We start from the raw sequence: 25,738 nt of genomic DNA, 5'->3' as shown, positions 1-25,738 counted from the left end.
AGTCAACAGTCAACAGTCAACAGTCAACAGTCAACAGTCAACAGTCAACAGTCAACAGTCAACAGTCAACAGTCAACCGTCAACCGTCACCGTAGAATCGTATTTCTTACCATCATCATAACCATGTTTTTGAACCATACAATTACAGCTTTAAGTTCTGGGATGGCATCCCTAGTTGCTCCCATACCTTTGTTAGCAACAGTCGAGGCAGAAAATTCGCCGATCGTCCTCAGCGGAGTTTTGCTCACTTTGGTAGTGATTTATGTCGCCAGTAAATTAGGCGCGGAAGCGGCTAGAAACTTCGATTTGCCGCCGGTTTTGGGTGAACTTGTAGCAGGGGTAATTGTTGGCGTATCTGCTTTACACCTAGTCGTTTTTCCCGAAGCAGGGCTGTCAGCATCCAACTCAGGGATTATGACAGTTCTGCAATCGATTAATCATCTGTCTCCTGCCGCCCTCACCAGTGTGTTTGAATCGCAGAGTGAAGTCATTTCAGTGCTAGCTGAATTAGGCGTAATTATTCTGCTGTTTGAAATTGGTTTGGAGTCGGATATCAGACAACTAAAAGAAGTAGGGGTTCAAGCTGTCGTTGTCGCTTGTGTGGGCGTGGCAGTTCCCTTTGCCGCCGGTACTGCGGGCTTGATGCTCATTTTCCACACGGCGGCGATTCCGGCGATTTTTGCGGGGGCTGCTTTGACAGCAACCAGCATCGGAATTACCTCCAAAGTTTTGTCGGAATTAGGACAACTGAAATCTAAAGAAGGTCAAATCATTGTTGGTGCAGCGGTGATTGATGATGTGCTAGGAATTATTGTCCTGGCTGTTGTCGCCAGTTTAGCGAAAACCGGTGAAATTGATGTTGTTAATGTCATCTATTTGATTGTCAGTGCAACTGCGTTTCTGTTGGGTTCTATTCTGTTGGGCGGCATCTTCAACAAAAGCTTCACTGCGGTGGTGGAGAAACTCAAAACTCGCGGCAATATAGTCATCCCCGCATTTATCTTTGCTTTCTTCATGGCTTTTCTGGGCAACGCAATTCATCTCGAAGCGATTTTGGGTGCGTTTGCGGCTGGTTTGGTGTTGGATGAAAGCGATGCCCGCAACGAGTTGGATGAACTGGTGAAACCCATCGCGGATTTCCTGGTTCCCATCTTTTTTGTAACCGTGGGAGCTCGGGCGGATTTGGGGGTTTTGAACCCAACAGTGCCGGATAATCGGGCTGGTCTTTTGATTGCCGTATTTTTGATTGTGGTTGCGATTTTTGGCAAGCTGGTGACTGGTTGGGTGGTGTTTGGTCTGCCGGGAATCAATCGATTGGCGATCGGAGTGGGAATGATTCCTCGGGGCGAAGTCGGGTTAGTTTTTGCCGGCATCGGTTCCGCGAGTGGAGTTTTGGATAAACCGTTAGAAGTCTCGATTATTATCATGGTGATTCTAACCACATTTTTGGCTCCGCCTTTTCTGCGGGTTGCCTTTGGTGATACGGTAGAGCCTCCTGCTAGCGGGGAACCTTCTAGCGAGCAAATCGTTTGATTGAAGGAATTTGACTCTGGGGCGATCGACTGATGGACAAACACAAATGTCGATCGTCCAAATTGTCTTACCCGTAATATCATTTCCCGTCGATTCCCTCCGCTTCGCTTCGCCCGAAATCAGGTAGGGGCGGGTAAACCTGCCAATATCTGCCAATAATTTATACCAATTTTAAAAAAGAATGCAACAGTATTCTTGTTCCCCCCGCAATGCAGCGGGGGGGCTAGGGGGGGTCGAAGAGTGTTGCACGATTTTAGAGAAATGGTATTACAATCTCAAAAACCCGCCCCGGCCGGGATATTATCGTCAATCGATCGCCCCAATTGTTTTACCCGTAATACTTTTTATTCAGCAACTTTAATAGCCTTCTCTTCCTAGGAATCTTTCGTAAGTCCTAATTTAGATAAATCAGTTAATTCCATAATGATATCCGTTTTAAAACTCAGCGTTAAATCTGTGAGGGCATTGGCGATCGCCACTTGAGAAGTAGGTATTTGTTCAATTAATTGCAGCAGGAGATCCCCATCACAATAGCACGCCGCATCATACATTTGCTGTAACCATTCGGGGGGCATCATTGCTAAAGCATCTCTAGACAATTCAACCCTCGGCAGTGAAGAAGACTCTTGAGAGGTAAGGGGCGGGAGGCGATTTGCTTTATTCTCCTCTAGCGGCAGTATCTCCGTTAAAATTTGTAATAACTGTGCGATCGTGTAAGGTTTTAACAAAAATGTTTTGACATTAGCATCTAATGCCAGCTTTTTGTTAGCCAGGAGTCCGCTAGTCGCAATGATATTCACCCGAGGATTAATTTTTTGCAACGCGCGCATTGCGGAAACACCATCTAGGTTAGGCATCATCATATCCATTACAACCACACTAATTGCCTGTTGATGTTCCCTATAAACAGCGATGGCTTCAAGCCCATCACTAGCGAGTATTGTTCTGTAGTTATAGTTTTCTAGAGAAGTCTGTGTTATCTCTCGAATAGAGGCTTCATCATCAACAATTAAAATCAACTCGCCCTTACCTCTAGTCATTGCTTTTTCTACGGTTTTGAGGCTTACTTCTCCCTCTATAGCTGGTAAGAAAACCTGAAATTCTGTACCCTTACCCAACTCGCTATAAACCTTGACAAAACCGCCATGATTTTTGACAATCCCCCTTACAGTTGATAATCCTAGCCCTGTTCCTTTGCCAACTTCCTTGGTAGTGAAAAAGGGGTCAAAAATTCTGCTTAACAATTCTGGCGGAATACCAATTCCTGTATCAGCCACCGTCACAGCCACATAACAGCCTGCTTTTGCTTCCAAATTCATCAGGGCATCATCTTCTTCCAACCGGCGATTTTCGGCCGAGATGGTCAAACTTCCTCCTGATGACATGGCATCCCTAGCGTTAATCATCAGATTCATAAATACTTGGTGTATCTGGGTAGCATCACCCGATATTGTCCATAGTTCCATCGCGGGCATTTTAGTCGAAATAGTTATTGATTTGGGAAATGTGTGTTTAGCAATACCGACCACTTCTAGGAGCAAATAGCCTAGTTGTAATATTACAGTTTGACCATCCGTTGTTCGACTAAAAAGAAGAATTTGCTTGACCAACTCAGCCCCACGCTTAGCACTAGCCGAAAGAATTTTTAACAGTCTTTCTGTCGGTTCATTCATATTGGTAATCTTGAGAGGAAGCAGTTGACTAACTCCCAAAATCGGCGTGAGAATGTTATTGAGATCATGTGAAATTCCACTGGCTAACGTTCCTAAACTCTCTAATCGCTGGGCATGGTAAAACTGTTTTTCAAGTTGTTTTTTTTCAGTAATATCACTATTGACAACGAGGATAGATCGGGATTGAGAAAATAGATTGTTTATCAGTGTTTTACGACTTTCTACGATTATATTCTTACCTGTTTTAGTAATTTGATCTATTTCCCCTTGCCAACTGCCTTTCTCGGTAGTGATTTGGATCGCCTTAGTTAGTTTACAGGGTTGATTAAATAAGGTTTGAGTTTTCTGCCCTATAACTTCGGCTTCTGCCCAACCATATAAACGTTCAGCTCCTTTATTCCAAAATAAAATATGATCGTCTAAATCCTTTACAAAAATGGCATCACTAGCAATATCAATTAAGGCTGCTTGTTCCGCAATTTTTTGCTCTGTTTCTTTACGTTGGGTAATATCCGTAATAATTTCTATGCCCACCCAACAATCTTGTTCTTGATCCCATTCAGCAACATAGTTTGAGGCAAGCCATCGAATCGTGCGATCGCCATGTAAAAACCGATACTCGATAATACCCGATCGCCCTCCTTGAATGTTTTCGATCAATGAGGCGATCGTTTTTTCTCGATCTTCGGGCAATATATTCGCTATGATTAAGGCAGAATCGGCTTGCACAGCTTCTAAGCTATAGCCAAAAATCTGTTGAGTGCCGCCTGTCCAAGAATCAATCTCTAAAGTACCATCCCTCAAAAGACGAAAATTTTTAATAACGGCGATCGCGCTGTTGAGAATGTGACTGAGTTTCGCAGCTTCTTTTATTTTAGATTCTGTAATATCAGTAACAATAATACTATTAACTAAAATCTCATCTATATGAAGTTGTTTAAACGATAATTTAACAGGTACTTCCTTATTTCCCGTAGCTGCGAGCAAAGATAATTCTCTAGTGATATTTTTTTCAGGCTGAACCTGCTGCAAAAGTAGTAAAAATGATTTTTTATACGGGGGCGCAATAAAGGTTTCTAAGTGAGAGCCTATCAGATTTTTTAAAGGACAATTTAAGAGTTCTGCGAGTCGATTATTACAGTACAAAATTAAACCTTCAGAAGATACGGTAGCCGCTCCTTCGCCCATTTGTTCCACTAAACACTGATAAACATAATCTGCCCCGTGAAGCGTAAAAACTCGCTCTCCTCGCGGCGTAGAAACAACAACAGCATCAACTTCCCCAGAACCAATCGCCTCCAACGTTTCTTCCGCTACATTTAGGCGTTCCTGCACCTCGGCCAATTCCCGATTTAGGGTTTCGACTTCTTGGCTCATTTTTTCAAGAGGGGTCAGAGAATCCTTCATTAATTTTCCTCTCCAATTATTTTTTCTTAGGCAGAAGATTAAGACCAATTAAGACTTTTTCTGTATTCGATAAATTGCCAATCATCTTTTGTAAGGGCAGAGGTAACTGTTTTATCAAGGTGGGAACAGCCACAATGTTCTCCGAAATAACAGCTTCTGTCTGTTGATAAATATCAATAACTTCTAACTCATAACGCCCTTGGAGATATTCCTCACAAATCTTTTTGATGTTTTGCAACGCCGTCACCGATTGAATCGTTGTACCTGAAATATAAAGACGTAGGGTATAATGCTCTTCCTTTGATTGGGACAGAGACTGTTCAAAAAGTTCTGTGGTTGTTTGTTTAACATCTTCGGAGTCAATCATTGTTAGTACCTCTATCTTGAGTTATTGTTCATCGACTCGACGAAGAATTTGCAGTCCTACCAGAACTTTTTCAGTATTTGATAAATCACCAATAATCTTTTTAATCGGTTCTGGCAATTTTCTAACGAGAGTCGGTAAAGCAACGATGCTATCTTCTATGGCTAGCTGTGGTTGTTGACTTAAGTCAATAATTTCAATGGTATATTGACCGTGAAGATATTCGTCACATATCTTCTTCAAATTGGCAAAAGCAACCAGAGATTTAGGTGTCTGTCCCGCCACATATAACCGCATTTGCCAAAGCTGTGACTCTGTTGTGTTAGCGGGCTGTGAGAAATTATCTGTTAAATAATCGGTCATGATTTTTTATCCTTAGAGAGAGGTTTTAGGGATTAAGATGACGTAATCTTCCCATAAAGGTTCGATTCTCCAGCAGCGCTTTTTCTTCCTCTTGTTCTTCTTCAAGCAGCAAATCTAACTCCGCATCTCGATTGAGCAATTGCATTTGTAGAGCATTTATCTGAGCTTGTACGAGTTTTTTCTCTTGTTCATACTCCCGTTTTTTGACTTCAAAATTCTGTCGGCGTTTTTTAGAGGCAGATTTTTCCTTTAGTTCTTGATTGAGTCTTTCCGTTCCTGTTAATACCTTGCCCTCTCCCAAGTAAACCTCGACCAACTTTACGCCTTCAGAGGTGACGATAAATTCCCGTACTTGATTTGAGTGCATCATACCACGAGATTTGAGGGCATAGAGAATTCGATTGCGCTCCCCATTCACCTTGACCGTTTGGAGTTCTAACCAAGTATCCATCAGAGAGGAAACACCCATTTCTGTCTGTTCGTGGTCACTGTCAGTATCACCGGGCGTTAAATCTGCCATAAAAACGGTGATTTGTTGGCTCTTTAAATAGTCAATCAAACGCATGAAAAAGCTTTTTGTTTGCATAAAGCTTCCACTCAAAATGAGATTACTCATCGGATCGATGATGATCGTGCTTGGTTGAAATTCTTTGACCCAGCGATGGATTTTAAACAAACGCATTTCTAAATTGTAGTTAGTGGGACGTACCGCATCAAATTGCAATAATCCCTGCTCTACGTAGGGGGCTAAATCAAGACCAATCGAGTTTAAATTGCGGAGAATTTGTTGGGGGGATTCTTCGGTGGCGAGATATAAACACCGTTCGCATCTCAGGCAGGTTGCTTGGGCAAAATAAGCGGCCAGCGTTGTTTTTCCCGTTCCAGCCCTGCCTGTGACGAGAATACTGCTACCCCGATAGTAGCCTTGGCCACCAAACATTTCATCAAGCTGGGAAATGCCCGTTGAGATTCGCTCATTAGAAACCACATGGTCTAATTTTAAGGAAGTAACGGGTAAGACCGAAATGCCATTTTCTTCAATTAAAAAAGGATATTCATTATTACTATGACGAGAGCCGCGATACTTGACAACTTGAAGGGTTCTTGTGGCGATGTCTTCCAAGGTTTTTTGATCTAATTTGATCACACAATCCGAAACGTATTCTTCTAAACCTTGACGGGTTAAGGTTTTATCTCCTCGCTCCCCTGTAATCACGGCTGTCACACCTTGGTCTTTTAACCAGTGAAATAAACGGCGTATTTCTGCTCGGACAATGTTGGCATTGGCTAAACCAGCAAACAAGACTTCAATCGTGTCTAAAAGTACCCGTTTAGCACCAATTTTTTTGATCGCATACCCTAGACGAAGAAATAGGGCTTCTAGGTCATATTCTCCTGTTTCCTCAATTTCGCTGGGTTCAATATAAACATGATCGATTAATATTTGACCTTCAGCAATTAACTGATTTAAATTCCACCCTAAAGAGGCGACGTTTTGGGTGATTTCTGACGCAGTTTCTTCAAAGGTGACTAAAACGCCTGGTTCTCCGTACCGCGTTGCTCCGCGCACGAGAAACTCCACACCAAATAAGGTCTTACCGCAACCAGCAGAACCACAGATTAAAGTTGGTCTGCCTTGGGGCAAGCCTCCATCGGTGATTTCATCGAGTCCCTGAATTCCCGTTGGGCATTTGGATAATTGTAACTCTTGAATTTTTTCCATAAAATATTAAAAATTCCTTTTTGATAGAAGTTACATAAGCGCACAACTATCCTACCTGTGACACTCTAGGAATCTGTGCTCTTATCTTGATTCCCTGTATATGATTAACAATAGCACTTTTTCTCACTTGAGTATCCATAGCTTTTCGTTTCTTAATGAAATCGTAAGCAGGTGGCGGATTACATCGCGGCAATTGAGAGAAGGAATGCGATCGCAGTTATTTACCCACGATTGCTACAGCACGGCTTTGCAAAACAGGAATTTCAATTATGAACTCTGCTCCTTGATGCGGTTGAGAGAAGCACTGGAGTAAGCCACCGTGTTGCTCAACTACAATTTGATAGCTGATGGATAGCCCTAATCCAGTTCCTTTACCAGTTGGTTTTGTGGTGAAGAAAGGATTGAATACCTGTGGTCTAACAGTTTCCGTCATCCCTGGCCCATTGTCTTGAACTTGAATCACCACGTTTTTAGAAGAACCGGGCTGAGTTTCGTTTGTGACTAGCTTAGTCCGAATAGTGATGCGACTAGGATTTTTTTGGATGTCTTTTGGAGAACGCTGATTGTCGTAGTTTTCTAAAGCATCAATCGCATTTGCCAGAAGATTCATAAAGACCTGGTTCAACTGTCCGGCATAGCACTCTACTAGCGGTAAGTCGCCGTACTCTTTGACAATTTCAATAGGAGGATGATCCGGGTTTGGCTTCAGTCGATTTTGCAAAATCATCAATGTGCTGTCAATTCCCTCGTGGATATCAACTGGCTTCATTTCTGCCTCATCCAGCCGGGAGAAGTTTCGTAGCGACAGGACAATTTGACGAATGCGATCGGCTCCTACCTTCATTGAAGTCAGGATTTTGGGCAAATCTTCACTAATGTAGTCCAACTCGAACTCTTCAATTTTTTCCTGAATTTGGGTATTACTTGGATAGGTTTGCTGGTAAAGCTGAATCAAATTTAGTAAATTTTGCGTGTAGTCGGCAGCATGGCTCAGGTTGCCATAGATAAAGTTGACTGGATTATTAATTTCGTGAGCAACACCAGCAACCAGTTGCCCCAAACCTGACATTTTCTCTGCCTGAATAAGCTGTGCCTGAGTTTGCTGTAAGGTTTTGAGTGCAACCTCAGCTTCCTCTTTTGCTTGCCTTAACGCAGCTTCGGCTTGCTTGCGCTCAGTAATATCCAGTGCCAAGGATGCCACTCCAAGAATCTTTCCACCATCCCCTACTAAAGGCGTATTGAACCATTCGCAAATAATGGTTTTGCCGTCTTTTGTAAAATTTTCATTGACGCTGTAGATTCCTTGGCTCTGCATCAACAACTCGTTCATAATTTGATCGACTATTTTTCTGGCAGGCGCAGGCACAATTAATTCTGCGGGATGGTGTCCGATCGCCTCTGTAGCCGTGTAACCAAAAATCTGCTCTGCCGCTGGATTCCAGGCAGTGACTTGAAAGTTTAAATCCCATTCCACAACTGCCAGTGCAGTTTGGCGGAATAGAAAAGATAGCCGCTGTTCCGACGCTTTGAGTTCTTCTTCTGCCTGTTTCCTTTGAGTAATGTCAATCCCTGTTTTGATGATGTACTCAATTTGACCTTGATCATCGACTAAAGCAGTATCTGACCAGGCAATGAGTCTGAGTTGTCGATCTTTGCTCATCCAAGTACCTTCATACTGCTGGGGAAATTTACCAGCTTTTAAAGACTCAAAACCAGTTTTGGCTTGTATAGCTAAGTCGGAGTCCTGGAACAAGTCCCAAATGTAGCGCCCCTTCACTTCACTAAACGAGTAATCAGTCGTTTGTTCGCAAGCTCGGTTAAAGCGAACGATTTGTCCCTGCGGGTCGAGCACAACTACCAGGGCACCTGCAATTTCAAGAATAGCTGAAACAAAATTGCGTTCCACTTCAACTGCTTTAATCAGTTCCTCTAACTGGGTTGCCATATTGTTAAAGGCGATCGCCAATGTCCCCAGTTCGTTTTGGCTGTCAATGTTGACCCGTGTCTCTAATTGCCCCGCACTGAGTTCAGTAGCTGCCGTGGTTAAGCGCTGCAGCGGCACCACAATTTGCCGAATAAATAGAAAGCCAATGCCAACAGCAACGATCGTCACCACCCCCAATGAGCCTCCCATAACTGAGAGCATTTGGTAAACGGGAGCATACGCCTCAGCCGTTGGCAGTTCTACAACCACATTCCAATTCACGCTCCGAACTAAGGCACTGGCTCCCAATACTTCTACCTGGTTTAGACCCGGATAAACGTTAAGGCGCTTAGTATCTGCGGAGGCTTTCAAAAACTGAAAGAAGGGACGCTTAGAAAGATCTTGAAGTTGAAACGTTTCTGGGTTACTATCCTTTTGAGCAATGAGAAAATTACGCTCATCGACTACATAGACATAACCCGTTTTGCCCACCTGCGTTTGCGAAACAATAAACCAGAGAAAGTTGAGATTTATCTCTGCTAATAGCACCCCATCCACCTCATCTCGCTCATTCCGAATCGGAACCGCCATAATGGTGGTTGGTTGGTTTGTTTGAGGATTAATTTCTACAGGACTGACATAATCTTCCTGTTGTTTGAAGGCACGAATAAACAGTGGCGAAGTGGCTGGATTTTCTAACTTGAGCGGTTCGTAGGGTGAAACTGACGCGACAAGTTGTCCCTTCCTGTTCAAAATGGCAACGGCTTCATAAGCATCATTATGACGAGTCAACCCTTCCAACAGGCTCTGCTGCGCTTGAGGTTGAAAGTTTGTGAGTCCTTTGACCCTAGCTAAATAGCTCAGTTTTCGTTTCAAGTCATCTAGATAATTATCAATCTGCCCTGCTGCTGTCTGACTACGCGCTTGTTGGAGCGATCGCGATTGCTGGATCTGCGCCTGAAAGCTGAGGTAGATCAGCAAGCCACCTGTGGGCAGTAAGCTCAGGAGAACCAAAAATATCAAACCATAGCGGAGCTGATGTGCAATAGATAAGAAGCGTCGCCAGGGATGAGAAGGAGAGCTTTTGGCGATCGGCAGAGCGCGATCGTTGCGTTGATTTTGCATCGAGCTTAGAACAAATATTGGTAAATCAATTAATCGGCGCACTAAGGAGAAACATCAATTTGGCCCGTCGTCACAGCATCTCGGATGGTCTTGAAAGTGTCCTCTTCCTGAGACGTGAGAGTGCCACGGAAAGGAGCAAAGTCATAGATTTTTTCCTTGAGCCCAAACTTGTAAAGTTTTCCTTCCCAGCGACCTTGCTGGGTTAAGACCGCCGCATTTAGCACCAGATTGGGAATGTCCTCCAGAACGCTCGTTAGGACTTTGCCGGGAGCCAGTTTGTACTGATCCTTTCCCCAACCAATCACAAGGACTCCTGGCTTTTGGGTAACGGCTTTTAGCGCGGCTAACCCTGCCTCATCCGCGTTGATTGCCAAAACATCTACTCCAGATGCAACCATATCCGTTGCAACTTTGGTGGCTTTGTCCGTATCACTCCAAGTGTTGAGAAAAGCAGTCGAGGCTTGAACAGAGGGATTCGTTGCCTTCACTCCCCGCCTAAACAAGGCTTCTTCTTCTTTGTAAACCGGATAAGGTGCACCCACAATATAGCCAACTTTATTGCTTTTAGTCTTGATGGCAGCCAAAGCACCTGTGAGGTACCCCACCTCACCCGATCGAAAGGCAACAGCCCCCAAATTTTGGTTATTCCCTGGATACGTTGTAACCAAGGCAAATTTCGTTCGCGGAAATTCTTTAGCGACCTTTTCGGCAGCTTTAATATAGCCACCACTGGCTGCAATTACCAGTTCATAGCCTGACTGGGCATATTTGCGAATGACAGCTTCACTATGTTCACCCTCAATATTGTCAGTAATGTCTACCTGAGCATTAAATTTATCTTTGATTAGATTCAATCCTTCAAAGCAGGATTGAGCCCAACTGTGGTTATCTTTAGGTCCTATGGTGACCATTGCCACTCTAAAGCTGTTAGAGGTACTTGCTTCCGGGGAAGAGTTTACGTTCGGAGTCGATCGACTGCAACTGATCGCACAACATAGAGCTAGAGCCGCCAGAGTCATTTGTTTGAAAAGAGATTGAATTCGCATAATAGCTTTTCGCAGCAAGGTTACAGCAAGTTTCAGGTAATTAAACTACAAATTTGGCTAAGCTAGTTGTAGCATCCAGCTTTGTAAAACTCCTTGCCCCGTATCAGGCGGTTTGCAGCTTCTTCAGTCGATCGACCGCGCCCGACAATGCGCTCTTGAGCGAAAATGTCAGCAATACGGGTGGCGTAGTCGCTGGGGTCGAATTCGCCACAAGCGAGGTAGCTTTGGAGGAGTTCGCGGGCGAGTTGGGAATCGTCGGTATATTGACCAAAAGGAAAGCCGAAGCGATCGCGATCTTTGATTTTTTTGAGTCTAACTTCGTAGCTGACAAAGTTTTGGCTTTCCTTCCGGAGGATAGCCTTCTACTCTACAGCCTATAGCGTCGCCGAGACACTGACCGATCAGACAACCTCTAAATTGTTCCAGACGCGGTACTGTCATTTATCTAGCTTTAAGTAGGTCGATCTAATCTTATGTTAAATCCCCGACTCCTTAAAGCCTGCGGGGAGTTGGACACTGCCCATTTGTGTCAACTTAAGACTAAAACCCTCTGTAATTCTGAATTAAAACATTAATGTCTTCCTCGGTCTCTCTCTCCCAGATGACCGAACATGAGTCCCAAAATAACCCATAGTAATATCAGCCATAAGGGCTGTCTATTTTGGTGAGTTTGGGCGTGGGTCATTGACGTTTTTTATTCAGGATATTATAGTCATCATATATATTTTTTTTATCGCTCGCTCCAGATTTTATCTGATAACACCAAGTCCGGCTTCAATACCCCCTTTATCTCTTAAGTCGGCGTCGGCAGACGAAAGTTTGACTCAATACAGTGGTTTTAACCGCCGAATAATAAAGCGGGTGGCTCACCAGGATTTAGTATTACTGTTTCCTTCTGGCTTGTGCAATTAACAAGAATGAGATTTGAACTATGCCGCACCTATCTTCTGTCCTATTTTTTGCTTTATGCTTGCTATTTCCCACTGCCACCATTGCTCAAATCCTCCCCGATCGCACCCTGGGTAATGAAAATTCCCGTACAGTTTTCGACACTATTAATAACTTACCATCCGATCGCATTGAAGGTGGTGCAAGTCGCGGTGTTAATCTCTTTCACAGTTTCCGCGAATTCAATGTAGGTGAAGGTAGAGGAGCATATTTTGTAAATCCTAACGGGATTGCTAACATTTTCACCCGCATTACTGGTGGCAATCGTTCCAATATTTTAGGAACATTAGGAGTACAAGGAAATGCCAACTTATTTTTCCTAAATCCGCAAGGGATTGTCTTTGGTTCTAATGCTAGATTAGATTTACGCGGTTCATTTTTCGCTTCAACTGCTGATAGTATTGTTTTTAACAACGGGTTTGAATTTAGCAGCACCAACCCTAGCACGGTGCCCTTATTAGCGATTAATATTCCTGCGGGTTTAAGATTTAGAGACAATCCCGGCACAATTGTCAACTCTTCCCAAGCAATTGGCCCGACACCAACCTTACCCCCACTGCCCGTAGAAATTCCGATTTCTAACAAACTCGGTTTAGCAGTAGATCCCGGTCAAACTTTAGCATTAATTGGCGGTGACATCCAACTGCCCGGAGGAAATTTAACAGCTTATAGCGGACAAATTCTGTTGGGTAGCGTCAAGAGTCCAGGAGGAGTGCAATTTGAACCAACGGCTTTAGGTTTGAATTTAAACTACGGGAATATTGAGAACTTCGGCAATATTCAAATGAACGGTGCGTTTATAAATACCAGCGGATTAGGAGGTGGAAAAATTGACATTAGAGGTGGAAATATCACCCTCCGTGGTTCGGGAATTTATGGACTGACACTGGGAAAGATTGATGGTAGAGGTATCGATATCAATGCCCAAAACTTGCGAGTAGAGGGGGGGGCGCAAATTTTTACCACTACACTGGGAGAGGGGAAAGGGAGTGATATCAACCTCCGCGCTACTGACTCAGTAGAAACGATCGGGCTGGGAATTGGAGGCTATCAGCGAGTTTACAGCCAATATGTCGTATCTGGAACCCTCAACCCCTTTGACCCGCAAATTGTTGTGAACGCTGGTACTGTTGGCAGTGGAGCAGCAGGAGATATTAACATTGATACCGGACGGCTGCTGGTGCGCGATGGGGTAGTGGGCGGTAGCACTACATTTAGTGCTGGAAATGGCGGAAATATGACTTTCCGCGCCAATAGTATTGAGATGGTTAGTTCTGTACTTAGCAACGGAACAACTAGGGGAAGTACCGGTCAAGGCGGAAGCATAAATGTTGACGCACAACGCTTAATCCTGCGCGATGGCTCCAATCTCGTCAGCATCAGCCGCAGTAATGGAGCATCGGGGAATATCGCGATTAAAACGAATGAATCTGTAGAATTGTCGGGGAGTCTCCCTGGAAGTACGGCGCAAACTGCGATCGGCGCTAACTCTTTCGATGGGAATGGGAAAGCTGGGGATATTACGATCGACACTAAGCGGCTGACTGTTTCGGATGGAGCTGTAATTACTTTATCGACGGGTGCGATTATTGGCGGATTCGTTTTTTCTAGGAGTGGGGGGCTGGGAGGAAGTTTAACTGTGAGAGCCTCAGAGTCGATCGAAGTGAGTGGCGTGTCTGGAGTTTTGGGGAATGCGGGCTTCGCACCGAGTGCCCTGGGTACTCAAACTACAACCTCTGGTAGAGGTGGAGATATCCGCCTCTTCACGCCTCTGCTCGCTGTGCGGAATGGGGGGATTATTTCTGCGGCTTCTTTGAGTGCAGCAGATGCGGGAGATATTACAATTAATGCCGATCGGGCAGAAGTGCAAGGCATGGCGAGTAATGGTGGATTCAGGAGTAGAATTGAGGCATCGGTTGGCAGCGCGAATGCTGTTGTCAATCCCAATGCTACGGGGAATGCGGGTTCGTTGAATTTGAATGTTAATCAATTGATTGTCCGGGATGGAGCCACGGTTAATGTTCAGGCTTTGGGAACGGGAAGGGCTGGCAATATTAACGTTGTAGCGGACTCGATCGCCCTAGATAACAAAGCCAGCATTGATGGTACAACAGTATCTGGTACTGGGGCAAATATTAACCTCCAAGCGCGAGACATTCAGTTACGGCGCGCCAGCACAATTACCACCGATGCAGGTATTTCTGACGGTGGAAATATCAGAATTAATAGCGATATTTTGGTGGCTCTACCGCGAGAAAATAGCGATATCACCGCCAATGCTCGTACCGCTAGGGGCGGACAAGTTACAGTCAATGTACCGAATATCTTTGGTTTTACGAGCGTTAATCGCGATCGAGCTAGAAGCAGTTTAGGATTGACTGATGCTGAATTTGCGGCTTTACAAGTGAATCCTACTTCTTTAATTCCTAGTAGCGATATCGCCGCCATTTCTCAACAGGCAGGCCCGGCTTTGCAAGGGGCGGTAACGTTTAGTAGTTCGGGAGTGAATCCGGCTCAAGGATTGGTAGAATTGCCGCAAAATGTTGTCGATCCAACGCAGTTAATTGTGGCTAATCTTTGCAATCAAGAGGCTGGGAATGAGTTTACAATTACTGGTAAAGGAGGAGTACCTGCGAATCCTAATGATGTGCTTAGTAGCGAGTATACTCAGTTTAACTGGGTGGAACCAGTGGTAGGTGGAAGTGCTACAACGGAAACGGTTCCGAACTTAACGGAGAGATTGCCCGCGGGTGGTACAGGTAATTCGAGAGAAGTTATTCCCGCTCAAGGTTGGGTAATGAATGCTCCAGGACAAGTAATGCTTGTAGCGTACAATCCAACGGCTGAAGTTCCGCAGCGCTCAAGGCGAGCTTTGTCTGTTTGCACACCGCGCTGAAATCCGGTTGATTGGGCTGTAGGGCGTTGCTTAAAATACAGTTTTTAACCATAACATCAAAGGACACGGCAGTGCCGTGTCCCTACTGGAAGTCAACCAGATTTACGATTACTTAACAAACAGCATTTCTTGATAAGTAGGCAGAGGCCACAAATCATCAGCCACTTCACCTTCCAGAGCATCCGCATACTGGCGAACCTCATCCATCAAAGGACGAATTGTTTGCGAAGCATATTGCATATGGTCTTCGGTCGAAGCAAAATCGTGCTTGCTCAAAGCCGCACTCAATTTGCTCGTAGTATCCATCATGGACTTAACTAGCACCGCTACTTTTTCGGCACTTTCCTTTTCCATTTCAATTCCAATCTCTTTCAATTTAGAAATCGTGCCAGAAAGTTCAGCTAAATACCTCAACGCTGCGGGGTAAACAATGGTTTTTGCCATGCTTATTACCAGTTTTGCTTCGACTTCAATTGCCAGTAAATACTGCTCAGCATAAACATCGTAACGGCTTTCCAATTCAACTGGAGTCAGAACACCTGTCTTTTCAAACAAGTCTTCAATGTATCCTTCTTTCAACACGGGTAAAGCATCTGCCGTAGTCCGCAAGTTAGCTAAACCCCGTTCCTCAACGGCCATTTTGTGCCATTCTTCGGAATAGCCATCGCCACCAAATACAACCGCACCGTGCTCGTCCATCACTTCTTTGAGAATGGTTTGGATGGCAGCATTCAGTTCAGTTCCGTTAGCCAAATCGCTTTCTAATTTGTTAGCAATCCAGTCCAAAGAATCTGCAAGAATTGTATTCATCGCCACCAGCGGCCCGGAAACAGACTGACCGGAACCTACTGCACGGAATTCAAATCGGTTTCCAGTAAAGGCAAAGGGCGAAGTCCGGTTTCTGTCTCCAGCATCCTTCATGAAAGTAGGCAGTGTTTCTACACCTAAGTTCATAATTCCCCGACCTTTAGAGTCCTTAACTTCTCCCCGGCTAATTTGCCCGAAGATATCTTCTAATTGCGAACCCAAATAGACAGAGATAATTGCTGGTGGAGCCTCATTTGCACCCAATCGGTGGTCGTTGCTGGCAGTAGCAACTACCGCGCGCAATAGCGGGCCGTATTTGTGAACTCCGCGAATCACAGCGCCGCAGAACACTAGAAATTGTATGTTCGAGTGCGGTGTATCGCCGGGGTCTAATAAGTTTCCTTGGGTGGCATTGCCGACCGACCAGTTGACGTGTTTGCCAGAACCGTTAATGCCGGCGAAAGGCTTCTCGTGCAGCAAACACATAAAACCGTGTTTCTTCGCAGTGTTGCGGAGAATTGTCATGGTTAATTGTTGGTGGTCGCTGGCGACGTTTGCAGCTTCAAAAACTGGTGCAATTTCAAACTGACCGGGAGCTACTTCGTTGTGCCGGGTTTTGGCAGGAATTCCCAGCCGGTACATTCTTTCTTCTACTTCCTGCATGAAGACTTGAACGCGCTCTGGTATCGCTCCAAAATAGTGGTCGTCAAATTGTTGACCTTTCGCAGGAGGTTTGCCGAAAAGGGTGCGACCTGCTAGCAGTAAATCGGGGCGGTTGTTGGTGAAATTGGCATCTACCAGGAAGTATTCTTGTTCGGAACCGCAACTGGAATTTACCGGAGCAACTTCGGTATTGCCTAATAGCTTTAACACTCGGGTTGCTGCTTTGTTCATGGCGGCAATGGAACGCAAAAGCGGCGTTTTCTTGTCTAAGGCTTCACCTGTCCAGGAGATGAAAACAGTAGGAATGCACAATGTCATGCCGTTGTCTGTTTCCATGACATAAGCAGGGCTGGTGACATCCCAGGCTGTATATCCGCGAGCGGCGGCGGTGGAACGGATGCCGCCGTTGGGGAATGAGGAGCCATCGGGTTCGCCTTGTACGAGAACTTTGCCTGCAAATTCTGAGATGACGGAGCCGTCGCCTTGCACTGAGATGAAACCGTCGTGCTTTTCGGCGGTGCCGTTGGTTAGCGGGTAGAATACGTGGGCGTAGTAGAGGGCTCCTTTGGAAATAGCCCAATCTTTCATTGCTACTGCAACTACATCAGCTACGGAAGCATCAAGTTTTTGGCCGGTTTGAACGGTGTTTTTTACTGATTTGAAAATGCTTTTGGGCAGACTTTCTTGCATCTTGCTCAGAGTAAAAACGTCTGTTGCCCACATATCTTCGAGCCGCTTGGGAGGCCGACTAGACATCAGTTTGCGGTTGACGATTTGAGAAATTGCTTGAACGCGCGATTCGTTTCCACTCATGGTTATTTTTATTGGTATTGGGGGACAAGTAGTTGAGAAAAAATAGATGTTAGCAAAAGTCTAACGATTGACGAATATGTTGAATTTACCCAACGTTTTTAGTCAAAGCTAACTTTTGGGAGAATGCCTTTTTGGCAGACTCTAAAAAATTGGAGGAGCGAGGCTCAATCACTTCGCCGTCCACCGGGCGTGACAATCCAGTGTGAGATGCGGTTGGATTTCGGTTATTAGCAAGAAAATAGATGACAAGAGCCTGTACTAATTTGAGTCAACATCATAGATGCCTGCGCTGCACAGATTTAGTAGCTAATCTTCACCCTGGTCAGCTCAAAAATTTTGTGCAAATCAATTCCGATGAATTCAGGTCAAAACTACTTATGGTTTTTAACCGTTCGACGATCGATAAATCGCAGTCCAGCAAACAACGCACTCGTTTAGGGGTTTTGGAGAATTATGGAGAGTACACAATCTACACTTGGAGAGTTTAAACAATCATTAACCAAATAAATGTATTGTACGCTACAGAATTTTATGTTTTTTTCAGAAAGGTCGATCGCACCAAGCGCACACAACCGCAGGGTTTCAGTGTAACAGGGCATGGGGCATGGGGCATGGCGCATGGGGCATGGCGCATGGGGCATGGCGCATACCTCACCACGCGATCGAACCGCTATATGATAAATAAAGTCTTGCAACTATTCTAAAAGTTGGTGCGACAATTTGCCGTAGAAATGTTTACGAGATTTGGGAACTTATTAAACTGTTATAGCCGCAGTTTATTGAGCCTAAATGAGTAAGTTGATAATTTTTAGTTAACTGGTTGGTAATCCGAAGACTTTAGAGCATGAGCCAAAAATCGTTCTGTGTAGTACAAAGCTAATTGATTGCTCGGCCCATTAAAAACTGCATCAAAAGCGTGTTCAGCCCAAGGAATTTGGAGCAAAATAGCCCGTGAAGCGAAGCTATCCCGTAGGGAATCGCCCGTGGCTCGGAATCGTTCGTAGAGCGATCGACCAAACTTGGGCTGAACGATATGGTCGCGACCTGCATAAACCAGTAGAGAAGGGGGAAGATTGGGTTTAATATAATTTATGGGAGAAGCCCGACGGTAAAGCTCATTGAGTTCGTCTGGGGTTCCTCCCAGAAAGGCACGCAAGACGGCTCGAACATTTATGGCATCAGGAAAAGGTGGGTCATTGTATCCCCGAATCAGGTCATTTGGCCCGTAATAGTTGACCACGGCTCGAACTGGAAGCACACTAGAATCATAAGCAGTTAGCATTGCTAAATGGGCACCTGCAGACCTTCCCATCAGAGCAATTCGATCGAGATCAATTTCCCAATCAGCAGCATGAGTTTTGATATAGGAAAGAGCGGCTTGTACGTCCTCAAGCTGAGCAGGAAATCGATACTTGGGAGCGTGGCGGTAATCAATTGCAACCACACAATAGCCTTGGGCGGCCATGTAGCGGCTGAATTCTTCATTGGAATCGGGATTGCCTCTCTGCCAAGCTCCCCCGTAGAGTGTGATAATTGCCGGATATTTGCCAATTTGCATCGGCCGATAAAGGTTTAATTGGAGTGAAACTCCGTCAGGGTTGGCAAATACAATAGCCCGATCGATCCTAACGTCTCTGATGGGAATTCCTCGGAACGCATCTGCTAGGATAAACGGTTGAGGGCGTAGCTGCGCGCGATCGGCTTGAGGAACGGCTGCTAAATAATTTTCCCCTAAAACTGCTTGCATTTGGGTAGCTATCGCTGCATTGGCTGCTGGGAACTGAATCAGGGGGAGGAGGCCCAGGATGAGGGCGAACAGGTTACAAATTGACAAAATAATGTAGACTTTGCCTTGATGCCGTCTGAGCAGGTTCAGCAGAAGGGCGATCGTATTCAAACCGACCAACCAGGGACTGATTTCTGGTGCTCCCACCGCCAAAGGGTACAGGAACATCGTGGGTGCTGGTATGATGACCCAGAGACTGAGAAATAGGGCGATCGTACTCAGGAACCAAGAAATAAATGGCGAGATTAAGAATGCTGCTAATAAGGGTAACTTTTTGCGGTTCTTCTTGTGGATCATCGGATTTTCGCAGCCTAATTTTTAATCAGTTTAAATTAATCTCGCGGTTTTTATTGGTAAGGCGATCGCCTCTGGCATTTTACCCAACCAGCAGCTTCATTGACTCCGACATCCTGCGCCGAGCGAAAATGCTTTGCATCGTTGTATTTTCATCTTGGACGTTGTTCGCTGTTTGTGGGAATCTTAAGCTGAGTTTTTCCCGCTAACCTAGCTGTATGGGTTGTTAGTCATCAAAAGTTTGGCTATTATTCCGATTTTGGTAGTTAGACAGAGACAGCACTCAAGCACGGGTGTGGAGAAACCGGTTTTTTTTTTACGAGTCTACTTCGTTGCACGAGGCGATTCCCAATAAAAAACCCCGGTTTCTTTACTGACTCGTTAAGTCTCGAAGTTTATCTCGAAAATAACAGAAGCTTGGTGACAAATTATTATCTACGTCCATGAGGGGAGCAATCTTCTCAGCCCACTTTGACTTCTCTTCACCAACTTCGTGCCAAGGAAGTTTAGACAATTCTTTGCTACCACCGGAAAACACCGCATCAGCTAACTTCTCCCACGTCCCACAGATACTATCATTGGTGTAAGAATTTAGGACTGCTTCTTTTGCTGTCGGATAAGCTGCCTTAACTGCTGCTAAATCGCCTAGATACCATGCTTCTCCTTCTTCAATTGCTATGCAAAATTGCGTCTTTGGCGGAGGATTACACTTATCTACAATATCTAGTAGTTCTCTGCGAAACGTACTGAGGCATCGGTTATCAAGATCGCAAGTTACAATCAGGACAGCAGGGTAATCAGGAGGATATTGAGAGAATGTTTGGCCGATGCCTTGAATAAGTCGCGGAAGCTGGTCGAGCAGAATTCGTTTATTGGCTTCAGAAGCAGATTTTAAACCTTTAGGAATATGCCCAATTCCTTTGTAATAATGGATCTTAAATGTGTGTTGTTGGGTGCTGATAATCTTTGGTATAAGAATTTCAAGAGCAGTTTGTCCAGAACGATCCTCGACAAGTATCTCAAAGTGCATTTATTCACCTTTTATCTAGATAATCGCTGTACCAAAGTCCGCCAAGGGGCAATCCTTCAGAAACAAGGTTATTAATGAGAGGGTCTTGGCTAGCTCGTCTGATTGTAGAAAAACCATCCTCGCCCTTTTCAAGTACCCAAACCTCTTCAGGTTCAAGAGCATCTACAAAATAGGGTTGATGTGTTGTAACAAATACTTGCGATCCACTTTTTCCAGATGTAGCGTGGTCTCTAAATTCTCGCGCTAGAGTTTCTAAAAGCTTATGGTAAAGTCCGTTTTCTGGTTCTTCAATGCACAAAAATGGCGGTGGTGAGGGGTCTTCTAAAAGAAGGAGATAGGCAAATACCTTCAGTGTTCCGTCTGACATTTGTTGAGCATAAAACGGTTCTTGAAAACCTCGATCGTTGAACTGCAGCAGAAGTCTACCGTCTTGACTTTGTGCGGTGCTAATCTTTTCCACCCCTGGAATCTTACTAGATATTTTTTGCAGAATTGATTGGAATTTCTTAGGATGCTCTCTCTCCATAAATTGAACCACATTTCCTAGATTATCTCCATGAATATTCAAACGTTTTTGTGGCCCAGCCAGAGGTAAGCTACGGGCAGCGTCTGGTGTGAAATAGCTGAGATACCATCCTTCGATAAATCTACGAAATGCGGAAATTCTTGGGTGTTGTTTGAGCGCTCCCAAAGTAGCAATTCCCAGTTTTCGATTGTCGTCAAGTTCAACTATTTCCTTTTCTTTACTTTCTTCTGATGTCTCACCTATCTGGATGTTTTTTATTAAATTATTTACATCAAATTCTCCTCGGTCTTCATTAACTAGCTGGCCTCCTTCTTCACCTTTCCATGCTACACCTTTACCTTCATTTAGAATCAAAAAAGAATAAGGTTGTCCTTTGCGTTGTCCTATTCTCCGTTGTCTAAGTCTTTCTTTTTTTACATATGGTCTGTCATAAGGGTCAAGGTCTATTGTCAACTCATAGGTCATTGGTCGAGCGTTACTATCCTCTTTATAGTAAATCTCAAACTCAACACTTCCCTTTTGTCCTTGCGAACGAATTCTCTGGAAACCTCCCCGCCCACGGGAATCACAGGCTTCTTCGACTCCCCCTTTTAAGCAGTCTGCAAGAAAGCCAAAAGTGTCGAAAAGCGTGCTTTTCCCAACACCATTTTTACCGATAACGGCTGTCATTGGCCTTAGTGCCTGGACATTTTGCGTATTCCACAGCTTGCCCATAGTAATATCACGCAGCGAGCGGTAATTTATTACCCTAAATCCTTCTATTTTTGCCACTTAAGTTCCTCTGCTCCATTAGGAATGTTATAAGTTACTCTAACCATATAACAATTCAGTAACTCTAACATTATACTTGATTTTACTTATTGGCTAGCATCTGCCCAAGCGCATTGAGGCACGTTCCAAATGGCCAGCACTAGCAAAACACTGCAAACTAGCTGCCTGAATCGATATCCGCTTGTCTGTTTTTGTTTCGTCATGTACGTTATGAGACCTCTTGCAAAAATAAATAGGACGGGCAAGATGCCCATCCCACAAGAGTTATTTTTTCTTGTGGGATGGGCATCTTGCCCGTCCCATCAATTGATGAAAAGGATTTGTGCAAGAGGTCTATGGAAGATTTTGTAAAAATCAGCGTAACACTTCTCTAGCCCTACCCATTTAAAAACGATGCCAGCACTACTAATTTCTCCCAAACTCCTTAGTTTCTTTCTAGGTATTTTATAGTATAGCGATCGCTAACTAGGTAGGTGCAAATAAACTTTACAATCTCACAAAATGTAAAGCTCTCATAACAAGAGCGATTGCTTCGTTAAGCTACAAACGTTATCAGTGCTTGCTTTACAGATTTTTGAAATTTATGGAAACCTCTAATCGGGACGCAATTAAATTGTAGACCAAGTGTATTTCTCAGGTAAAATCGAGTCTAATCCTTTAATTGCTGAGGCATAGTCTCATGGTTATTCCCAAACTCAGTGAAACAACGATCGAGCTTCACACCTCTGCCCAATCTCTCAAGCGGGGTGAAGCTTACTATTTAGCTGGCAATGTTACTAGCGCAGTCCGGCGTGGCAATATGGTGCAAGCAGTAGTGGAGGGTTCCGAAGTAGAACCATACCGTGTTACCCTGCCCTTTGATGATGCCGGATTAGCATCTACATTATTCTGCACTTGTGCTTACGAGAACGGTGGGTGGTGTAAACACATTGTGGCGACGTTGTTATTGTGTCTGCGGCAACCAGAAATAATTGAGCAGGGCTCGACACTGGAACAATTGCTCGATCGCCTCAACGACGTACAAACCCAGCAATTAATACAGCATTTAGTAAAAAAAGAACCCTCACTCCTTGATGCGATCGAACAATACATTAACTTAAGTGCTATTCCTGCACCTTCAAACCAACCAACCAAAGCACCGCGCCACACCTCCGTCGATCCTGCTCCCTTTCGGCACCAAGTACGACGAATTTTGCGAGAGGCTGTGAGGTATTTGGAGGATGGGGAGGAAGAAGACCCAATTACAGAAGAACTTTTAGATGTAATTCAGCGAGCCCAGGAATTCAGCGCACAGGGGGATGGTAACAACGCTTTAGTAATTTTAGAAGCCATCACTACAGCCTGCGTTGAAGATTGGGATGATGTAGCAGAATATGGCGCTGAAAGTGATGATATAGCTAACGCTTTGGATGAAGCTTGGACAGAAGCTATTTTGACGGCTCAACTAACTGCGGAAGAAGAGATCGATCTCAAGGTAATGTTAGAAGCTTGGCAAGATGAATGGGATTGTGATTTCAGTATGAGCTTGGAAGCTTTACGCCAAGGTTGGGATGACCCCCTACTCCAAGAGGTACTTGAAGGCAATATTACTGGGCAAGGAGTTTGGGCTGGTGACGCACCAGACTGTGCTCATGACTTAACTTTGATTCGCTTGCAAATCCTCGATCGCCAGGAACGCGATCGAGAATACTTATACTTAGCCCAAGCAGAAGGTTGTACTCAACAATACTTGACGATGTTAACTCGTTTGGGGAGAGTAGAAGAAGCAGTGGAAGCTGCTGCTACCCAGATGCAATCAGCGGAAGAGGCTTTGGCTCTCGTTCAAACTTTAAAGCAACAGGGAGCCTTAGAACAAGCTCTGAAAATTTGTCAAGCTGGGTTAAATTTGTCAGGTCATTGCCATTACCAACTGGCAACATCGATGAGTGAGTTGGCTGTTGAGTTGGGCGAAGATGAACTTGCGTTAAATGCTAGAATCCAGATATTTAAAATAAAACCGTCTTTTAGCGATTATAGTTTAGTGAAGGAGTTAGCAAAAGATAGTTGGTCAAGTTTGAAAGCAGATTTGTTAGCAACTCTGAAAACTAATGAAAGTTGGAATTTTACTGACGCGAAGGTTGATATTTTTCTGGATGAGGGAATGATTGAAGATGCGATCGCCCTTGCTGATGGCTTGGGTTATTACCACTCAGCACTGATTCACCGAGTAATGGGGGCTGCAATCAGCCACAGCCCCGATTGGGTAATCACTAATGCTTGTGGGCGTGCTGCATCGATTATGGATCAAGCGAAATCAAGCGAGTACAATCTTGCGATTAAGTGGTTGGAAAAAGCCCGCGCTGCCTATTTACACACTGGGCAAAATCTTCAGTGGTCTGCTTATCGTTCTCAACTGATGCAAGTACACAGTCGGAAGCGCAAGTTGATGGAAATGCTCAAAAGTCCCGATTTAGATTGAGCCTTAAGTTTACCGTAAACCCAAGTGAAAGTGACCCAACCCAGGCTCGAATAAATCTTACTTAATTTTTGCTTTCACGGCCCTAGATTCCACTGTGAATCCTGGAATATCTTGCAGTTCTGTTTCGCTCAAACTGTACTGTTCGCAAACCAAACTCAAACGAGTTCCGGTACTTTTAACAGCGTTGACAGAGTGAGTCAAATCTCCTTGAAAATATATCAGCGAGTTCGCTTGCGGCTTAATCTGCCCGACTTGCTGTTTGTTGCGCCGCAGTATCAACTCTCCCCCTTGCAAATTTGGCGGTACTTGCACGTACAAAACGCTGACGGCTGCGGGAGGTTCAACTGTTTTGCAGTACGATCGCAAAGATCGATCGATATGCGGATCGACGCGGGAACCTTCACCCAGCAACAAAGGGTTGAGGTAAAAAGCATTGCATTCAGGCAGTAATGCTTGGTCTAGATAGGGTTTGAACAAAGGGAAGCGCCGTTCTACTTCGGCGATTTCCGAACGTTGAAACACCACGGAAAACCCTTTTGTGCCAATGAAATCGCGATTGAGGTTGTTGATTGCTAGATAAGGGGAGGCTAGAATTCCTCCTCGCAAGTCGTTGAGGTAGTCGATCGAGAAAGCGTTAGGATGTTGGCTATAGTATTTCAAGGCACTCAAAAATCATCAAAGTTTAAGGAAACAGCAGATAGAAATGCAGCAATCACTCTGACTTGGGATTGCTTCGTTTTTGGCGGAGGACATAATAATCTTAATTTAAGTCCGCGTACTTAAGTTAAAGGTTTTTCTTAACTGCGGGCGATCGCCCGGAAGTGTCGCAACCGACTAGCAACTGCCAAATATTACTATACAGGCGATCGTCGTTGTGATTCGATTATATTTGCAATTCTTGCAGGAGTCGTAAATTTTTTACCCCACCCCAACCCTCCCCTTAGCAAGGGGAGGGAGTAAGAGATTCACAAATGATTTAGGATTGCTATATTGGCAATTCGATTATACATGATGCCGATCAGCAGCCGATCGCCCATTTATTTTAACTTGTGGAATTGCAGGGGCGATCCTAATTTCCGCGATCGCATCCGGCCGCTATTTTATCACGGATTTCTTGAGTTTGCTAGCTGGAAAACAGATGCGTGTTGGCGCTGTGTCGAAAACATCTTGCTAAAACAAGCAATCCGTGCATTAGGTCAAAAGGCTGGGAGGGCGATCGGCAATATCTAACTGGCGATCGAACGTTAATAAAGTTTACAATGATAGAAAGTGGTCTAAAAAATACCAGCAGTCGCAACAGTTACTCAGTAATTATTTCAGATTAAATTAACATTTCACAGTAAAAAAAGCCAAGTTGCTAGCTATAATTAAAGAGTAAGTGAAAAAAAACAAGTCGCTAAAACGATATGGCAACAACATTGTACGAGAAAATGGGCGGAGAGCCAGCCATTAAAGAGATTGTGGATGATTTTTACCGCGATGTTTTGGCTGACGAGATAGTGAGCCACTTCTTGGTTGAGTCGATGGAAGGTATTATCCTTCGCACCTCTCAGTTAGATCCGGACGTGCTGGTTTCCCCGCATCCGGC

17 protein-coding genes are annotated in these 25,738 nt (G+C 44.5%); 6 read left to right on the top strand and 11 right to left on the bottom strand.

What is annotated here, in order from left to right; all coding sequences use genetic code 11:
• Positions 1 to 123: 123 nt before the first annotated feature.
• Positions 124 to 1,533 (top strand): cation:proton antiporter, encoded by a 1,410-nt coding sequence (locus tag QUA43_RS29200; RefSeq protein WP_445302013.1) that lies wholly within the window; start codon positions 124 to 126, stop codon positions 1,531 to 1,533.
• A gap of 374 nt (positions 1,534 to 1,907) precedes the next feature.
• Here the strand turns inward: QUA43_RS29200 and QUA43_RS29195 are convergent, their stop codons facing one another.
• The 6 genes from QUA43_RS29195 to QUA43_RS29170 all read right to left on the bottom strand — a co-directional run bounded on the left by QUA43_RS29195 (position 1,908) and on the right by QUA43_RS29170 (position 11,158).
• Positions 1,908 to 4,613, bottom strand: coding sequence for a PAS domain S-box protein (locus tag QUA43_RS29195; RefSeq protein WP_333379085.1), 2,706 nt, complete (start codon positions 4,611 to 4,613; stop codon positions 1,908 to 1,910).
• Positions 4,614 to 4,629: 16 nt separating this feature from the next.
• Positions 4,630 to 4,980 (bottom strand): circadian clock KaiB family protein, encoded by a 351-nt coding sequence (locus QUA43_RS29190; protein ID WP_333379083.1) that lies wholly within the window; start codon positions 4,978 to 4,980, stop codon positions 4,630 to 4,632.
• Positions 4,981 to 5,001: 21 nt separating this feature from the next.
• Positions 5,002 to 5,340 carry a circadian clock KaiB family protein gene (locus QUA43_RS29185; protein WP_333379081.1) on the bottom strand — a complete coding sequence of 113 codons (339 nt, stop codon included), beginning with the start codon at positions 5,338 to 5,340 and terminating at the stop codon, positions 5,002 to 5,004.
• Between the two features lie 25 nt (positions 5,341 to 5,365).
• Positions 5,366 to 7,063: a circadian clock protein KaiC gene (kaiC, locus tag QUA43_RS29180; protein WP_333379079.1), complete on the bottom strand. Its 1,698-nt coding sequence runs from the start codon at positions 7,061 to 7,063 to the stop codon at positions 5,366 to 5,368.
• Between the two features lie 217 nt (positions 7,064 to 7,280).
• Complete coding sequence (locus QUA43_RS29175) at positions 7,281 to 10,112, bottom strand: PAS domain S-box protein (protein WP_333379077.1); 2,832 nt, start codon at positions 10,110 to 10,112, stop codon at positions 7,281 to 7,283.
• A gap of 41 nt (positions 10,113 to 10,153) precedes the next feature.
• Complete coding sequence (locus tag QUA43_RS29170; protein ID WP_333379075.1) at positions 10,154 to 11,158, bottom strand: BMP family protein; 1,005 nt, start codon at positions 11,156 to 11,158, stop codon at positions 10,154 to 10,156.
• Between the two features lie 53 nt (positions 11,159 to 11,211).
• Between QUA43_RS29170 and QUA43_RS30985 the strand changes: the two genes are divergently transcribed.
• Positions 11,212 to 11,538: a hypothetical protein gene (locus QUA43_RS30985; RefSeq protein ID WP_445302012.1), complete on the top strand. Its 327-nt coding sequence runs from the start codon at positions 11,212 to 11,214 to the stop codon at positions 11,536 to 11,538.
• A gap of 551 nt (positions 11,539 to 12,089) precedes the next feature.
• Complete coding sequence (locus tag QUA43_RS29160) at positions 12,090 to 15,002, top strand: S-layer family protein (RefSeq protein WP_333379073.1); 2,913 nt, start codon at positions 12,090 to 12,092, stop codon at positions 15,000 to 15,002.
• Between the two features lie 108 nt (positions 15,003 to 15,110).
• Here the strand turns inward: QUA43_RS29160 and QUA43_RS29155 are convergent, their stop codons facing one another.
• The 4 genes from QUA43_RS29155 to QUA43_RS29140 form a co-directional block, all read right to left on the bottom strand.
• Positions 15,111 to 17,285 (bottom strand): glutamine synthetase III, encoded by a 2,175-nt coding sequence (locus tag QUA43_RS29155; RefSeq protein WP_333379071.1) that lies wholly within the window; start codon positions 17,283 to 17,285, stop codon positions 15,111 to 15,113.
• Positions 17,286 to 18,093: 808 nt separating this feature from the next.
• Positions 18,094 to 19,368: an alpha/beta hydrolase gene (locus tag QUA43_RS29150; RefSeq protein ID WP_333379069.1), complete on the bottom strand. Its 1,275-nt coding sequence runs from the start codon at positions 19,366 to 19,368 to the stop codon at positions 18,094 to 18,096.
• A 367-nt stretch (positions 19,369 to 19,735) separates the two neighbouring features.
• The gene (locus tag QUA43_RS29145; protein ID WP_333379068.1) at positions 19,736 to 20,395 is read right to left on the bottom strand and encodes a hypothetical protein; all 660 of its coding nucleotides are present in this window, start codon (positions 20,393 to 20,395) and stop codon (positions 19,736 to 19,738) included.
• Positions 20,396 to 20,399: 4 nt separating this feature from the next.
• Positions 20,400 to 21,692: an AAA family ATPase gene (locus tag QUA43_RS29140; RefSeq protein ID WP_333379066.1), complete on the bottom strand. Its 1,293-nt coding sequence runs from the start codon at positions 21,690 to 21,692 to the stop codon at positions 20,400 to 20,402.
• 679 nt (positions 21,693 to 22,371) lie between these two features.
• Between QUA43_RS29140 and QUA43_RS29135 the strand changes: the two genes are divergently transcribed.
• Complete coding sequence (locus QUA43_RS29135; protein WP_333379064.1) at positions 22,372 to 24,150, top strand: SWIM zinc finger family protein; 1,779 nt, start codon at positions 22,372 to 22,374, stop codon at positions 24,148 to 24,150.
• Between the two features lie 57 nt (positions 24,151 to 24,207).
• On the opposite strand, the gene QUA43_RS29130 is transcribed toward QUA43_RS29135, so the two are convergent.
• The gene (locus tag QUA43_RS29130; protein WP_333379063.1) at positions 24,208 to 24,810 is read right to left on the bottom strand and encodes a 2OG-Fe(II) oxygenase; all 603 of its coding nucleotides are present in this window, start codon (positions 24,808 to 24,810) and stop codon (positions 24,208 to 24,210) included.
• A 330-nt stretch (positions 24,811 to 25,140) separates the two neighbouring features.
• On the opposite strand from QUA43_RS29130, the gene QUA43_RS29125 reads away from it, so the two are divergent.
• Positions 25,141 to 25,380, top strand: coding sequence for a hypothetical protein (locus QUA43_RS29125; protein ID WP_333379061.1), 240 nt, complete (start codon positions 25,141 to 25,143; stop codon positions 25,378 to 25,380).
• A gap of 176 nt (positions 25,381 to 25,556) precedes the next feature.
• Positions 25,557 to 25,738, top strand: a 182-nt coding sequence (locus QUA43_RS29120) for a globin domain-containing protein (protein WP_445302011.1), incomplete at its 3' end; no start/stop codon positions are given.

Source organism: Microcoleus sp. N9_B4, assembly GCF_036701635.1.
Taxonomy (GTDB): Bacteria; Cyanobacteriota; Cyanobacteriia; order Cyanobacteriales; family Microcoleaceae; genus Microcoleus.
This window is presented reverse-complemented; position numbering and strand designations above follow the sequence as displayed.

Excerpts from the sequence above, each read along its gene's own strand:
- QUA43_RS29200 (WP_445302013.1), top strand. The coding sequence starts at position 124 with ATGTTTTTGAACCATACAATTACAGCTTTAAGTTCTGGGATGGCATCC.
- QUA43_RS29195 (WP_333379085.1), bottom strand. The coding sequence starts at position 4,613 with ATGAAGGATTCTCTGACCCCTCTTGAAAAAATGAGCCAAGAAGTCGAA.
- QUA43_RS29190 (WP_333379083.1), bottom strand. The coding sequence starts at position 4,980 with ATGATTGACTCCGAAGATGTTAAACAAACAACCACAGAACTTTTTGAA.
- QUA43_RS29185 (WP_333379081.1), bottom strand. The coding sequence starts at position 5,340 with ATGACCGATTATTTAACAGATAATTTCTCACAGCCCGCTAACACAACA.
- kaiC (WP_333379079.1), bottom strand. The coding sequence starts at position 7,063 with ATGGAAAAAATTCAAGAGTTACAATTATCCAAATGCCCAACGGGAATT.
- QUA43_RS29175 (WP_333379077.1), bottom strand. The coding sequence starts at position 10,112 with ATGCAAAATCAACGCAACGATCGCGCTCTGCCGATCGCCAAAAGCTCT.
- QUA43_RS29170 (WP_333379075.1), bottom strand. The coding sequence starts at position 11,158 with ATGCGAATTCAATCTCTTTTCAAACAAATGACTCTGGCGGCTCTAGCT.
- QUA43_RS29160 (WP_333379073.1), top strand. The coding sequence starts at position 12,090 with ATGCCGCACCTATCTTCTGTCCTATTTTTTGCTTTATGCTTGCTATTT.
- QUA43_RS29155 (WP_333379071.1), bottom strand. The coding sequence starts at position 17,285 with ATGAGTGGAAACGAATCGCGCGTTCAAGCAATTTCTCAAATCGTCAAC.
- QUA43_RS29150 (WP_333379069.1), bottom strand. The coding sequence starts at position 19,368 with ATGATCCACAAGAAGAACCGCAAAAAGTTACCCTTATTAGCAGCATTC.
- QUA43_RS29145 (WP_333379068.1), bottom strand. The coding sequence starts at position 20,395 with ATGCACTTTGAGATACTTGTCGAGGATCGTTCTGGACAAACTGCTCTT.
- QUA43_RS29135 (WP_333379064.1), top strand. The coding sequence starts at position 22,372 with ATGGTTATTCCCAAACTCAGTGAAACAACGATCGAGCTTCACACCTCT.